Below are 15188 nucleotides of genomic sequence, written 5' to 3' on the forward strand. Positions count from 1 at the left end.
ACGTTATGTGTACTGAAGATAGGTTCGTTCGATGCTTCCGTCGTCAAATAAATCAAAAAGGGCGTACCCAGCTTTCGTCTGCTGAAAGACGTCACTTTTCCACCAGTTTCCGCACACAGCTCCATTACAGAAATACGAAACGCCATTGTAATCGACTCGGTCGAGTACGTGCATGTGACCACTCAGGGCTGCTTTTATGTTGGGATACTGGTAAAACAACTTCAGCAAGTCGGGTGTATTGGCCAGGAGTACTCCACTCGAAATCGACCAGTTACCATTTTCCACATTTCCTTTATTAAAAAATGGGGTCGGGCTGAAAATGGGGATATGCGACAGAATTAGTATCGGAGTTTTCGGGGCAGTTTTAGCCAGATCGCCCTTCAGCCAATCCAATTGTTCGGGGTCGATGAAGCCCGTGTACCATTTATTCTCAGGGGTCAGCTGCACACTGTCGAGAATGATAAAATGCCAGCCATTTCGATCAAAGCTACGGTACCGATTGTTGATGCGCATCAGGTCGACGGCCCATTTTTTACCATACATCGGATCGCTCTTGGCACCTTCAAACCCCCAAACATCATGATTACCGATGCAGTATTCGATCGGCAGGGAATTTTCAGCCTTCATGATCGTATGCCAGGCATCCCACTGTTTCTGCACTCCTGCCCGATCCTCTTTCAATGCATCCATAATCACATCGCCACCGTGCAAGACAAACGATGGTTTGTCGGCATGGCTTTGTGCATGATGAAAACAGGCCGCTACGCCTTTCATGGGCGTGGTTTCGGGCGTAAGGTGCGTATCGCCAATATATGCAAACCGAACACTACGTTTGCGTGCCAGCTGCTGTGGCGACGATTCAACAGTTAACTCAGGGACAAAAGGAAGTAAACTGGCACTCTTGAGAAGGGTTCTACGATTCATAACCTGAAGGAGGGTCTAAGGCCAACTGCTCAATCAGCGACTGGCAGTGATGAGCGGTCTAAAAATAGCCGAATCACGATGAACCCCCAACGACGCTCACCGATTTTTACTGATAACAGCATCAATGGGTCCGTTACCGGATGATTTATGTTGAAAAGGCCCATGCAATTGCTCACATGGGCCTGTCCGGTTTGTCAAGAGTCAGTTATTTCAAACTCCACATTGCAGCATTGATGTCGTCGTTGCCGCCATACTGGTTCTGAACAGCTGATGTATTATTAGCTGCATTATACGACCGTTCGGTAGCGGGATACTGCCAGCGAAGTGGAATGCGTTGGCTGTTTGCGGTTCCGGGACCAACCAAAAATGTGGGCACCCCCGTCCGACGTTGGTTATAAAACGCTTCCAGCCCTGACTGTTGGGCAAAGGCCAGGTATTTCTGCGTCAGAATCTGCTTCAATCCATCGGCTGTATTGCCTGCATATTTCACCGCCGACTGGGCATAGTAATCGGCAAAACTTACGTTGACGGTGTAGGTGTTGAACACTTTATACCCACCGTCGGCCGAGAAATACACCGTGTTGGCACCATCTTTCAGGCCATAAAACCCCCACGACGCCAGAATTCCGTTTTTGTAGTACTCTTCGGCATTACCTGCTACCCAGCCCCGGTTGATGCCTTCGGCAATAGAGAACAGCAGCTCAGGATAACCAACAAGGATGTAGGGTTCGGCCGTATAGGTGCTGTAGTAGTGCTTCCGGTTCTGGAACGAGTAAAGCCCCTGATTCGCGTTGGATGACATGATGGCCAGATCTTCGCCCGACGACGCACCAACAAACGCAGCAAAGTCGGTAGGTTTGATACCGGCTGCCACTTTGGCCGTAGCCGGTTCGGCAACGACAAACGTGCGTGGGTCTTTCAGCGAGGTCAACGTGCCCAGATACGTAGCCGCCATATTTTCGCGTGTGGCATTCTGACCAAAGTTGTCGGGGTTACGCGGGTATTTGTTATACTGATTATTGTAGGTGTATTGCAGGTTATCGTCCATCGACGTCATCATCGGATACTTAGTGGGGTTATTCACCACATCAGCAAAGCGGGCTTTGATGTTCAGATCGGTATCCGACTCTTTTTTCGACAGACTGATCAGCACCCGCAGTTTGTACGTATTCACCACTTTCTGCCACTTGGCCAGGCTGTTGTTCAGGTAAATATCACCCGCCAGGTTGTTATCGTTTTTGGCAATCAACGTCGTCAGATCGCTATTGGCCTCATCGAGCCACTTCAGAATCTGCACGTAAACGTCCTTTTGCGAATCGTATTTCGGCGTCTGATTGTCGAGGCCCTGTAGCGCCTGCGTCATCGGAATATCGCCCAGCCGTTTGGTCATTTGCTCGAAAAAATACGCCCGGAAAAACTTACCCAATGCCGAGTACGCGTTTACGTCGGGCAGACCCGCTTTTTTGGCTTCCTGCTCCATTTTTACCACATTTTTCAGCGTCGTGTAATACAGCCCGGTCGATGTCCAGGAGTATTCGTTGGTAGCATAGTAGTTATAATTGCTGGCGTAGAACTGGTTATATCGCTGAGAATCGTTCCAGGCGCCCCCACCGGCAATGCTGTACATATCGTTCAGTACACCATTGAACACCAGCGAAGCGGGTGCGCTCGTAGGCCGGTTAGGGTCCTGTTCGAGCTGATCGAAGGGTTTTTCGCAACTGGTCAATAGCAGTCCCAGCGCCAGAAACGGAAGGAGTATGTGTTTATGAAGTTTCATAGTTGTAAAGTCATTTATAGTCAGTCATTTACTACGTGTCATTTTTGTAGACATTCTCTGCGTGTCATTACGGTCATTCGTTGACATCATCACAATGACTACGTAATGACGATTCATGACGCACTGCAAATGACCACTAAATGACACGTAGTGAATGACGTTTTAAAATACCAGATTCAGGTTGATACCGTACCGCCGGGTGGTTGGGGTTTGCAGGCCCGAAACGCCACCGGTCAGGTATTGGTCGAGGTCAATATCTTTGTATTTGGCGAAATAGAGCAGGTTACGCCCAACTACCGACACACTAGCCTGTTTTACACCCAACCGACGTAGGGCTGTTTGTGGCAGCGTGTAGCCGATAATTACTTCCCGCAGTTTGGCGTAGCTCCGGTCCATCAGGAACACTTCCGTTTGCCCATACACGCGGGCGATGTAGTCCTGCGCATACGTTTTGGTCGTGTTCGGCGCGTATTTCAATTCGCCGTAGTTCAGGATATTCCCGTTTACATCGTAGTTGATACTGCCACCCGTCAGAACGACGCCCTCGCCCACGTACGATTTGACGGCCATCACATCGTTTTTCCGGGCTTCACCAAATGCGCCCTGGATGGTTTCGATGTTACGACCGCCCTGGAAGGTTTTCTGCCGAACGTAATCACCAATGATGCCACCCACGCGCCCATCGAACTGGAAGCTGAAGTTGATGTTTTTGTAGCTGAACCGGTTGTTGAGTCCCCATACAAATTTCGGATTCACATACCCCAGGAACTGAGCCACCGGATTCACAATAGGCCGTCCGCCCGCATCGTTGATCAACTGCCCGTCGGGTGTGCGAATGAACGCGCCCGAATAGAAGCCGTCGGTCCGGTCGCCGATGTTGATAAAGCGTGAGCTGCTGCTGCTCCCCACAAAATAGTTTGAAGCTAATGTACTGATACCGCCCTCAGGATACACTTCTTTCAGCCGCTCGGTATAGGTCGAGTAGTTGGCCACAATGTCCCAATTGAAGCCTTTGGCATTACGTAATGCCTGACCTGTCAGCGAGATTTCTCCGCCTTTTTTCTGCGTCATGATCCCGTTCACCAGTCGCCCCGTATAGCCCGTCGATTCCGACGAAGGCAGGGTAAAGATGCGAGGGCCGTCGTTGCTAATGAAGTAAGCCGCATCCAGCGCCAGTCGGTTGTTCAGGAATCGAATGTCCAGACCCACCTCCGTTTGCGAGGTCGAGTTCGGCTTCAGATTCGGGTTGTTCAGCGTGTTGGTGTAATAAGCCGACGGTTTGTTGCTGTACACCAGCGGCAGCGAATACACGGCCGAGTTCTGATAGGTCGGTCCGCCATACGACGAGCTGTAATCAACGCCATACCCCAGCGGGTACGAAGCACCGGGGGTAGTGCCGATAGTCGACTGCGTCAGGCCGTCTTTTACGTTAGCATACGACGCCCGTAGTTTCAGGAACGAAATGCCCAGATTCGTTGGCAGGTTGATGTAGTCCGATAGAACCGTACTCAGCGCTACCGACGGATAGAAGTACGCATTGTTGCCTTTGGGCAGTGTCGAGAGTTTATCCATTCGGCCCGTTGTGGTCAGCGTTACGTAATCGCGGAACGTAAAGTCGGCGGAGTAATAGGCCGACAGCACCCGCATATCGGCCTGGAAGTTATTGGCGATCAGCGCATTCGATGAGTTGGCGAAGTTGTATACACCCGGAACGTTCAGGTAGTTGGTACTGGCAAAATCGGAATTGTAATTAAACACCCGCGCTTCACCACCGGCCAACGCATTCACCGTTAGGTGGGGCGTTACTTTTTTGTTATACTGCAATAATACCTGGTTGATGTTGTCGAACAACGCCCTGCGGTCTTCCCGGTAGTCGCCCCGTGCTTCTTCCCGACCGTAGGTGGTAGCCGAATACGGAAATTTTTCGGTGCGAAGCAGGTTATAAGTCGTCAACTGCGTTTTTGCCGTCAGTTGCAGCCCATCCGTAATCTGGTAACGCAATGACGCGTAGCCATATACGTTGTTGTTATAATGACCCCGCAACCAGTATTTGGCCAGGAACCAGGGGTTGTTGTACCGCTGATACTCGGCATAAATCTGTTGCGTACCTTCTTTACCCGGCTGCCAGATCTGCTTCATATCGTCGATGTTCCAATCGGCCCCACCCCAGGCAATTATGTTATAAATCAGCGAGTTCGGACCGTAGTTCACATCGGGAAAGTTGGGCGTAAACTGCCGGTTGTAGTTCAGGCTCGACTCAAACCGGAGCTTCGGGGAGAAATTATAGCCACCCGTTATGTTGAAATTGGCCACGTTCAGCTTAGTATTCGGCACCAGACCACGCTGGTAGTTATACGACAGCGAAAAACGCATGTCGTATTTCTCGCCCGTAGCCGCGACCGCTACGTTATTGTTCGACAGGATGCCCGTCTGAATAAATCGACGGAGGTTGTCTTTCCCGCGTGGAATAAATGCCGTTGGCTGACGGTCGCTGGTAAACGTAGCCCCATTGGGAAACTTGGTTGTGAAGGTCTTACCCGGCACCACGGGGCTGTCGTATTGCGGAATGAGCTGACCATTAAGAGCTGGCCCCCAGATGTCGTAGTCGCCATCGTTCAGGCCATTGCCTTTTCCATCACCGAAGGCATACACCCCGTGATCGCCGGGGCCGTATTCGTCCTGTACTTTCGGGATGGCAATAAAGCCCTGATCGAACATCTGGCTCGTGTTCACCTCTACTGAAAAGCCACGCTTGTCTTTAGTACCGCGTTTGGTCGTAATCAGAATGGCGCCATTCTTACCCCGGAATCCATACAGGGCTGATGCCGAAGCGCCTTTCAGCACCGTATATGTATCAATATCGTCGGCACTGATGTTCCAGGTATCGGACGTAATGGGAATCCCATCGACCACAAAAAGTACGTCGGAGTTACCGCGCAACGAAATATTTGGGCGACCTAACAGTTCGGACGAAGCCCCGATGGTTAACCCGGCAACTTTACCCGTCAGTGAGTTGATCGGGTTCGGTTCACGGGCTTTCAGCAGTTGCGCCCCATCGACCGATTGGATGGCGACCCCTGTCTGTCGAATATCTTTTTTAATACCCAGGGCCGTTACAACCACTTCACTCAAGATGGCCGTACCGACCGACAGGCTCACATCGATTGTGGTCCGGTTTCCTACTGTAATTTCCTGGTTCTGATAGCCGATGAACGAAAACGTCAGCGTTCCGTTGGCCGGCACATTTAGGGAGTACGTACCATCGGCGCGGGAGGTTGTTCCGGTAGTAGAGCCTTTCACCACAATCGACACGCCAGGCAGGGGTTGATTATCGTCGGCCGAGGTAATCCGCCCGGACACCGTTTGCGCCCAAACCGACAGGGTTGGCACCGCACTAACTAAAAACGTCACTAGCAGGCGTCGCAATGAGCTGGTTCGTGACGTTGAAGACAGTAGAGAATGTTTCATACGCTTTTGCAGGTTAGTATTTCTCACGAAATTTCCCGCAAAAGTATGGTTCGCCCATTACGCCATTATTACCCGTATTTTACTTCATTATCAACAAGATAGGCCGCTCACCCTGAAACATTAAGCTAATTTTACCAAATCGTTATGTTTCAATCTAGACTCTTCTACACGTGTATGCCTAACCAATTACGGATACTTTCTTCGGCATAGCCCGCGCCTGAACTCATGCCTTTCCCACCAATTCCCGTTACGATACGAATGGCCGGATCGACATCGTATTCGAAGATTTCGTCGGGTGTCTGACTATAAAAGCCAGCCCATGTCTTTTTGATGTTAATCGGGAAGGTAACAATCCGCCGGGCTTCGGCCAGCATCAGGTCATTGATGTAATCCTGGGTATGATAGCCCAGATCTTCGGCCTGGGTGGCTTCGGCATATTCATGCGAATCGCCGACGATGATCGATCCGTCAACAGCCTGCTTGAACAAAATATGAATACCCCACTTTTTCAGCTCAATCAGCGAATCGGGCGTCTTAAGTCCCGCATAGGAAGGACATTCCTGAAACGACTCATAGCGTCGTATAGTTAATCCCGTCAGGATGTTTCCGGGCAACTGAAGATCCATAACGGGCTCGGCTAACAGCATTTGTAGTTTACTGACCACCAATCCAGCTTTGGCCAAAATATCAGGAAACAACAGACGAACTTCATGTCCGCCACATATAAGCACTCGTTTCCCCTGAAAACGTTCGCGGTTACTCAGCGCAACCGTAGCCCCTCCCCCATCCGGCTGCACATCAATCACTGCCGAACCAGGCCGGTAATCCACACCCAGCTTTTGCTGTATATAGGCAATCAATCGGTGAATCATCTGCTCGGGCTCCACGCTCATCTCCCCCGGAAAAAACAACCCGCCCACCACATAATCAGGCTGCAATGTGGAGTATTTTGCCAGACACTCCGCTTTGGTCAGCAACGTACAGGGATAGCCAATCGGCTGGTATCGGTCGTATAACTCATTCGCCAGTGTCCACTCGTCGGCATCAGACGCGATATAAATGGTCCCGTTTTCCCGAACCGTGATGTCGGTTTCCTGCTGAATGCTCCGGTAAATTTCGAGACTCCGACGACCGTACTCAAACCATCGGCCCGCCAGTCCCGAAGGAACAACCTGCCCAAAATTTCGGACAGTGGCATTAATTGGATACCGGTCTTTTTCGAGCAATAAAACCCGCAGGCCAGCTTTGGCGGCATGATAGGCATGAAAAGTACCGAGCGCTCCGGCTCCAACAATAATCAGGTCGTAGGTAGGTGTCATGTAAGGGAGAAAGGAAAAGGGAGGAAGGGAAGAAAGGATCATCAGGAATAGCTCCCTTTTTCCCGTTTCCTTTCTCCCTTCTCCTTCTTATAATTCAATCGTTTCGTTTCGGCGAGCAATCAGATTAGGCAATTCGGCCAATGAGCCAATCAATAGGTCGTGCGGGTAGGCTTCCAGTTGATCACGGGAATGGGTACCGTTGGTAACTCCCAGGTTGAGTGCCACTCCGGCAGCACGGCCCGACAGCAGATCGGAAGGCGTATCGCCAATATTGACTACGGCTTTGGGGCTACTCACGGCCAGCAACCTGATAGCCCGCTCAATCATATTCGGATAGGGACGTCCGCGCTCTACCTCATCGCTGGCAATAGAAAGCTGAATGGTGCTCTGCGGCCCACCTATATAGCGTTTGTCAAGTCCGTCGAGCCAGCCTAATTTCTCCAGAATAATATCAGTTACAACCCGGTAAAAGCCCGTGGTGAGCGCAATGGCAATGCCCTGACTCCGTAGATACGCAAAGGTTTCCAGGCAACCTTCGGTTGGCGTGGCCCCGTGCGTCCGATAGTGTGCTTCCAGAATATGCCGAAAGGATGCATAGGATACATCGACCTGACGCTGGATGTCAGGATGCAACTCACCAAGTTGTTCTTTCCAGAGTGTTTCGAACACATAGCGTTTGGCTAAGCCCTGCATAGCCAGAATTCGTTCATCGGTAACGAACAGGCCCGTTTGGGCGGCTGCTTCGGCAAAACACCGTTCAACCTCGTGGTGGTCGGTAACGGTGGTCCCTGCCATATCAAAAACCACTAATTCAATGGGTTGCATGGAGTGTGTTGGTCTGAGGAGAAGTAAAACAACGGATTTTTTCAGTACATGCTATCAGCTCCGTATTAAGAAATAGAGAATATTTTGTTGCTTCATGTCTCCCTTAATCTACTGTTGACAGCCGATTAGGGCATTGATCAGAATGCAACGTAAGCCTTTATTTCGTTCGCACGATGGTCAGTTTTTTCAGGAGTTCTTTTCGGCCGGTGGCTGGAATTTGAATAGCTGGTCGATAATCCGTTAAAAATAAATAATTAGGTTCTACGCGCTCTACGTGATCGAGGTTGATGAGCAGCGAACGGGAAAGCCTATAAAAATTAGGAGCCTGAAAATACTGGGCCAGGTGACTCAGGTTAGTGCTGATATGGTGGGTTTTACCATTGGTCAGGTAAATTTTTACGTAAGCCCCATCGGCTTCGACATACAGCACGGCATTCGGAGCCACTTTTTCATAACCTTTATCAACGGGCAGGTATAGATACTCGGCCGACGCGGCTTCTTCCGGCTCTTTGAGCATCGACTGAAAATAATAATAAGCCAGTTCGACCTGCAATTTCAGTTCATCGTGACGAAACGGTTTGAGCAAATACGCAGCCGGAAGGGTTTTCTTGGCCGCCTGAAACGTCGATGGTTCCGAGTTGGCAGTTAGGTAAATAATCGGCATTCGATGAATTTCCAGCAGCTCACGGGCCGTGGTGATGCCATCCGCACTTGACCCTTGCAGATGAATATCGATCAACGCCAGATCGGGCTGGTGCGCTTTGACAGCCTCTATAGCCTGGTTAAAATTACGGGCAATGGCCACAACCGTATGCCCCGCTTCCTGAAGCGTTTCGCGAAGGTCCATGGCAGTAATTGTTTCATCTTCAACAATCAGAATCTTTAACGGATTCATAAATCCTCACTAATACAGTTTACAGACCATACTAAATAGTGTTCCCTTTCCGTCTTCGCCTGTGCTGAACGAATAGGTTCCCGATAACTGAGCTACCTGTGCATCGATTAACGCCATACCAAACGAGGTACGCTGAACAACGAGGCTATCTTCCCAAAAGGGCGCATCCGAATTGTCGAAACCGGGGCCATTGTCGGCCACCTTACATTCCAGTTTTGCTCCTTGCTGGCGACAGCTAATCCAGAGTTGAGGGTTATCAATAACTGGAAACGCATATTTACAGGCATTGGTTATCAATTCATTCAAAATCAATCCCATCGGCACGGCCTTATCGACCGTGAGCGAGATCGGATCAATGGCAACATGTGGCTCCAGTGTCGGATATCCAAAGGTTTTCAACACACCCTGCACCAACTCCCGGATGAATTCATCCAGATCGATCTGCGCCAGTTGTTCACCATCATACAACCGCCGATGCACAATGGCCATCGACTGAATACGCAACCGGGTCTCTTCTACAGCATTTTTGGCCGTTTCGTCCGACAGTCGTTTTGCCTGAAGGTTCAACAGACTGGCCACAACCTGTAGGTTATTTTTTACCCGGTGATTCTGCTCCTTCACCAAGGCTTCGTTACGACTACTAATCCGCTGATTCCGACGATACAATCGAAAGAATACCACACTCATGCCGGTTACCAGCAACAGCAACAGAAGCAACGTAATCGTAAATCGGCGTTGGCTCTGAAGATTTTCGGCCCGCAAGGTCAGCTCCCGATTCTGCGCTTTTAGCAGTGCTTCTCTCTTTTCGGTTTCGTATTCGACATTGAGTTTAGTGATTGCTCCCTGGTGGTCGGAGTGAAATACGTAGGCCTGAAGGTTATGTAACTGATTCAGCCGTTGGTATGCCTTTTGCCACTGACCCGTTTTTTCATAATAGCGAACAAGCTGTACATCAATACTAATTTGAGTATCGTAGTCTTTCAGGTTACGCGCGGCATACTGTTTTTCAGCGTTGCTTAACAATTGCCAGGCCTGATCGAAACGCCCATTGTCGATATAGACCCCAGCCAGTTGCGGCATCACTTTCAGATGAATATCATCCTTCTTTTTGAGCTGAAATAAGGCCAACGATCGTTCCAGGTACGTAGCCGCCTGCGTTTTTTTGGCACTGGCCAGCAGTTCGCCCACGGCTGCGTATACGTCGGCAATACCAACCGTATCCTTTAGCCGTCGGCAGGCCGCTTCGGCCTGCCAATAGAAGAAAAGGCTGCTATCGTACTGCATTTGGGATCGTTGCACCTGATTCGTCCAGATGTTGGCGTATACCTGCCCCATCCCGATACAGGCCCGCGACAGGGCCGTATCGGATTTTATGGCCTTTGCAATGTGAATAGCGTGCTGGCCGTACCGTAAGGCTTCGTTCAGATGTCCCTGCTTGATTTCAATATTGCTCAGCCGGTAATACAGCCGGCTGAGTTCTTCCGAGTAGCCTCTGGGTTCCTGAATACGAAGTGCCTTGATAAAATACTGATGCGCATTCTGATAATCGCCCGTGAATGAGTAGGTCTTGCCGTATAGATAGTAGGCTTCGGCCAGCAACAAGGAGTCGTGCCTGGCCAGTGCAACCTTTTCGGTTTGCTGCGCTTTTTGCAGTCGGTTGGCCTGTACTTTCAGGTAAGAAGTTTCCTGAGCCAAACTCCTGCCGGATGCCATCAGCCATAACCCTCCCAAGCAGACGAAAAAGGCATGCAGACAACGCTTCATGATGTGGATTTCAATAGGTAGTGAACACCTTCTCAAACATCAAATCTAGTCAAAGCCACGCTATTTTATACAACAAATTTTCCCACAAGAAAAAAACGGCAGTTGGCAAGAAAAAGCAATCAGTTGAGGTAGTCACCTTTGGTACTGATTTCAATATCAGACTTCTTTGTAGCTGGATACCTACCAGTAGGTGCTTATTTGTTTTTAGCTTTCCGTTTTTAGCCACACTCACTCAACCCATACGCTATGTTTAAACTTTACTTTAACGCAGCCATCACGCACGTCTGACCACCCTACTTGTTTGTAGGCAGACGCATTCAGCTAATTCGACGGATCGGGTTAGCTGTTTATTTTGTAGCCTGACCTTCCCGGAGTTTCAGGATTAGTTCCGTTTTATGATCATGCAGTCGCTTTTCCAGCCCGACCGGATAGGTGTGGGGGTTTACAAAGCGTTTTACACCTGGGTGCAGACCCGCCAGTTGCTCCTGTACCCGCGCCCGTACATCATGAATGCCCGGTGAGCTATACACGCACTGGCCATCCTGAAATACAGGCACCAGCAAATCGTCATAAAGCTGATCAGCGTCAAAGCGTCGACGTTTAGTAAAATCGAGTGGGTCGATCATGGTTGCGGCACCAGGCGACTCGTCCATCACTTCGGTATCATAAATCATGTCGGCGATGAGTCCACGTTCATCGCGGAACCGGCGAACCTGCTGAATACCCGGCGTCGAGATTTTAATAGCCTGTTCGGACAGCTTCATTTTATACGACCAGCCATCCTTATCGTTCCGTAAGGCCGCCAGTTTATACACTCCTCCCAGCGCAGGCTGGTCGAAGGCCGTGACGAGTTTGGTCCCAACGCCCCAGATATTGATTTTGGCGCCCTGCTGCTTCAGGCTGTTGATGATCGTTTCGTCGAGGTCGTTGCTGGCCACAATGTCGGTATCCTGAAATCCGGCGGCATCGAGTAGTTTGCGGGCTTCGATACTTAAATAGGCTAAGTCGCCCGAATCGAGCCGGATACCCGCCAGCCGGTGCCCCTGTTCGCGCAGTTTACGGCCAGTCTCGATAGCGTGATGAACGCCCTGTAACGTATCGTACGTATCGACCAGTAGCGTGACGTTGTTGGGCAGTACCCGTGCATAGGCATCAAAAGCCTGCTGTTCATCCTCGAACGACATCACCCAGCTATGGGCATGCGTTCCCCGCACCGGAATGTCATACAGTTTACCCGCCAGTACGTTGGAGGTAGCATCACAGCCACCAATATACGCGGCCCGGCTAGCGGTCATGCCCCCATCAATTCCCTGTGCCCGACGCAGGCCAAACTCCAGGAGTTTGTCGTTCTCGGCCACCAGCCGCAAGCGGGCCGCTTTTGTTGCAATCAGCGATTCGAAGTTGACCAGGTTCAGCAAAGGCGTTTCGAGCAACTGGCATTGCAGGATCGGCCCCTGTACCCGAATCAAGGGCTCATTCGGAAAAACGACGGTTCCTTCCGGAATGGCCGAAATACTACAGCTCAGCTTCAGATTGGCCAGATACTCCAGAAAAGCCTCCTCAAACATAGGCTCTCCATCGTTTCCCTGGAGCGTTCGGAGGTAGCGTAAATCTTTTTTTGAGAAACCGAAGTTCTGAATGTAGCCAATCACATTGGCCAGACCGCAGGCTATGGTAAAGCCCCCATTGAATGGATTTTTACGGAAGTACAGGTTGAAGACCGCTTCTTTTTCAGCCGTTTGCGATTTCCAGTAGCCGTAGGCCATGGTCACTTGATACAAATCGGTCAACAGGCTCAGCGAGGTGTCGTAAAGCTTATTTGTCATGAACGCGAAGGTAGTATCTAACAACTTCACAGAAAATTTATGTGAACAAAAACAAAAAACTGATTATTTTGGTCTGATAATTGTGAGGGGCAGTTTTGCGCTACCAACTTAACCGCTCAACATAACGGATCAACTCTACCGCTTATAGCATCAACATGCAGAAGTTAAGCCTATCCCAATCGCTTCAGCAAAAGCTATCTCCGCAGCAGATACAGTTTATCAAGCTGCTTCAGATACCGACCGCTGAACTCGACACCCGAATTGAAGAAGAACTGGAAATTAATCCCGCCCTGGAAGAGGGTATGGACGAAGAATATGAGCAAAAAGAGGATGATGATCTGTATGATGAGGTAGACGACTACAAAGAACGCGATGACGATCTGGACATCGATAGCTACATTAAAGATGAAGACTACACCGGCTACAAAATGCAGGGCGACGGCAATTATGCCGAGGAAGAACGCGATATGCCGCTGGCCACCAGTTCGAGCCTGACCGATTCACTACTTCAGCAATTTGGCTACCTCAATCTGACCGAACAACAGCGTATCGTCGGGCTCCAGCTTATTGGCAGTATCGAAGCCGATGGCTACATCCGCCGGTCGTTGCAGGCCATTGTCAACGATCTGGCATTCGGACAGAATGTGTTTACCTCCACCGAAGAGGTCGAGGATATTCTGCATAAAATTCAGTCGTTCGATCCATCGGGCATTGGTGCCCGTACCTTACAGGAGTGCCTGGTCCTACAGCTTCGACGGAAAGACCAGGGCGATCCCTATAATCTGCTGGCCATCCGAATCATCGAAGATTTCTTTGACGAATTCTCTAAAAAGCATTACGACAAAATTCAGCGCCGACTGAATATCAGCGATGATTCGCTTAAAAAAGTAATCGACATCATCATCAAGCTGAATCCGAAGCCGGGTTCGGTAGAGGACGAAGCCGGGGCCGCTCAGTATCTGGTTCCTGATTTTATTCTGACCAACAACAACGGCAAGCTCGAACTGACGCTGAATTCGAAAAATGCCCCTGAACTACGAATCAGCCGGTCGTTTGCCGATATGCTCGACACCTACGACAAGAGTAAAAAGCAGAATAAGTCGCTGAAAGAAACCGTCACGTTCGTCAAACAGAAACTGGACGCGGCTAAATGGTTTATCGACGCCATTAAACAACGGCAGCAAACTCTGCTCAGGACGATGAACGCCATAGTCCGCTTTCAATACGACTTCTTCCTGACAGGCGACGAGTCGCGGCTTAAACCGATGATCCTGAAAGACATCGCCACGTTGATCGACATGGACGTTTCGACGGTGTCGCGGGTAGCCAACAGCAAAGCCGTACAGACCGAATTTGGTATTTATCCGCTCAAATACTTCTTCTCGGAAGGTATTTCGACCGATACGGGCGAGGATGTCAGCAGCCGGGAAGTAAAGAATATCCTGAAAGACCTGATCGACGCTGAACCCAAACTTCACCCCCTCTCGGACGACAAGCTGGAAAAGATTCTGAACGACCGGGGCTACAACATCGCCCGGCGTACGGTAGCCAAATACCGTGAACAACTCAACATTCCGGTCGCCCGTTTACGAAAACAGCTTTAATAATGAATAATGGATAATGGACAATGAATAGTGTATGACGCGTATAGCCTACTTTTGCATCATTATTCATCATCCATTACTCATTATCCATTGACCAACAGTCTTGCTCGTTTTCTTTCGGTCGTTTTTCATCCGTTGCTGATGCCGACGTTACTGTTCGGTGTATTGCTGTTTCAGGTACCCAGCGTATTGGGCATGGATGCGTTTTCGAATTCTTTACGACTTAGCTTACTGGTCCTGATTTTTGTAGGGACCTTTGCTGTGCCTTCCCTATTAATTTATTACCTCTTCCGCAGCGGTTACGTCAAAAGTCTACAGCTCAACACCCTGGAAGATCGGCGCCTGCCTTATTTCCTGACGGCGGTCATTTATTTATTCCTGGCGTATCTGTTTACCTTTCGGATGGAGCTGGTGTCGACGGTAGCGCCCGAAATTGGCGTTTTATTGGCCAGCACCGCTATATCCATCCTGTTGGTAGGGTTGATCAGTTTGAGTTGGCAAATCAGTGCCCACAGTGTCGGTATTGGCGGGGTTGTAGGGACTATCGGTAGTGTCATGCTTAAATTTAGCATCAATGACCTATTTTCCCCTCTGCTCCTACTGGTTCTACTGACGGGGTTTGTCGCGAGTGCCCGGCTGAAGCTCAATGCCCATACGCTTCTGCAAATTACCGCCGGTTTGGTATTAGGTTTTGGCGTAAGTTTACTGACTGTACTTTGGCTTATTTAAAGTCATTAGTCTTGCGTCATTCTATGGTCATTTATCGTCATTGACCAGGTGTTATCA

10 protein-coding genes are annotated in these 15188 nt (G+C 49.9%); 2 read left to right on the forward strand and 8 right to left on the reverse strand.

Annotated elements, in window-relative coordinates; all coding sequences use genetic code 11:
- Nucleotides 1-3: 3 nt before the first annotated feature.
- The 8 genes from ACYVFD_RS14785 to ACYVFD_RS14820 form a co-directional block, all read right to left on the reverse strand.
- Entirely contained in the window at nt 4-924 is a 921-nt protein-coding gene (locus ACYVFD_RS14785) for a metallophosphoesterase family protein (protein ID WP_461090951.1), read from the reverse strand.
- Between the two features lie 205 nt (nt 925-1129).
- Nucleotides 1130-2701, reverse strand: a complete 1572-nt coding sequence (locus ACYVFD_RS14790) for a SusD/RagB family nutrient-binding outer membrane lipoprotein (RefSeq protein ID WP_461090952.1) — start codon at nt 2699-2701, stop codon at nt 1130-1132.
- A 162-nt stretch (nt 2702-2863) separates the two neighbouring features.
- Nucleotides 2864-6169 carry a SusC/RagA family TonB-linked outer membrane protein gene (locus ACYVFD_RS14795; RefSeq protein WP_461090953.1) on the reverse strand — a complete coding sequence of 1102 codons (3306 nt, stop codon included), beginning with the start codon at nt 6167-6169 and terminating at the stop codon, nt 2864-2866.
- Nucleotides 6170-6333: 164 nt separating this feature from the next.
- Nucleotides 6334-7488: a TIGR03364 family FAD-dependent oxidoreductase gene (locus ACYVFD_RS14800; protein ID WP_461090954.1), complete on the reverse strand. Its 1155-nt coding sequence runs from the start codon at nt 7486-7488 to the stop codon at nt 6334-6336.
- Between the two features lie 87 nt (nt 7489-7575).
- Entirely contained in the window at nt 7576-8313 is a 738-nt protein-coding gene (locus tag ACYVFD_RS14805) for an HAD family hydrolase (protein WP_461090955.1), read from the reverse strand.
- 157 nt (nt 8314-8470) lie between these two features.
- Nucleotides 8471-9208 (reverse strand): response regulator, encoded by a 738-nt coding sequence (locus ACYVFD_RS14810; RefSeq protein ID WP_461090956.1) that lies wholly within the window; start codon nt 9206-9208, stop codon nt 8471-8473.
- Nucleotides 9209-9217: 9 nt separating this feature from the next.
- The gene (locus tag ACYVFD_RS14815; protein WP_461090957.1) at nt 9218-10972 is read right to left on the reverse strand and encodes a tetratricopeptide repeat-containing sensor histidine kinase; all 1755 of its coding nucleotides are present in this window, start codon (nt 10970-10972) and stop codon (nt 9218-9220) included.
- Between the two features lie 347 nt (nt 10973-11319).
- Nucleotides 11320-12798, reverse strand: coding sequence for a nicotinate phosphoribosyltransferase (locus ACYVFD_RS14820; protein ID WP_461090958.1), 1479 nt, complete (start codon nt 12796-12798; stop codon nt 11320-11322).
- A gap of 155 nt (nt 12799-12953) precedes the next feature.
- On the opposite strand from ACYVFD_RS14820, the gene rpoN reads away from it, so the two are divergent.
- Together rpoN and ACYVFD_RS14830 are read left to right on the forward strand one after the other, a co-directional pair.
- Nucleotides 12954-14402, forward strand: a complete 1449-nt coding sequence (rpoN, locus tag ACYVFD_RS14825) for an RNA polymerase factor sigma-54 (protein ID WP_461090959.1) — start codon at nt 12954-12956, stop codon at nt 14400-14402.
- 90 nt (nt 14403-14492) lie between these two features.
- Nucleotides 14493-15131 carry a hypothetical protein gene (locus ACYVFD_RS14830; protein WP_461090960.1) on the forward strand — a complete coding sequence of 213 codons (639 nt, stop codon included), beginning with the start codon at nt 14493-14495 and terminating at the stop codon, nt 15129-15131.
- The last annotated feature ends 57 nt before the right edge of the window (nt 15132-15188 follow it).

The organism is Spirosoma gilvum (assembly GCF_054776815.1).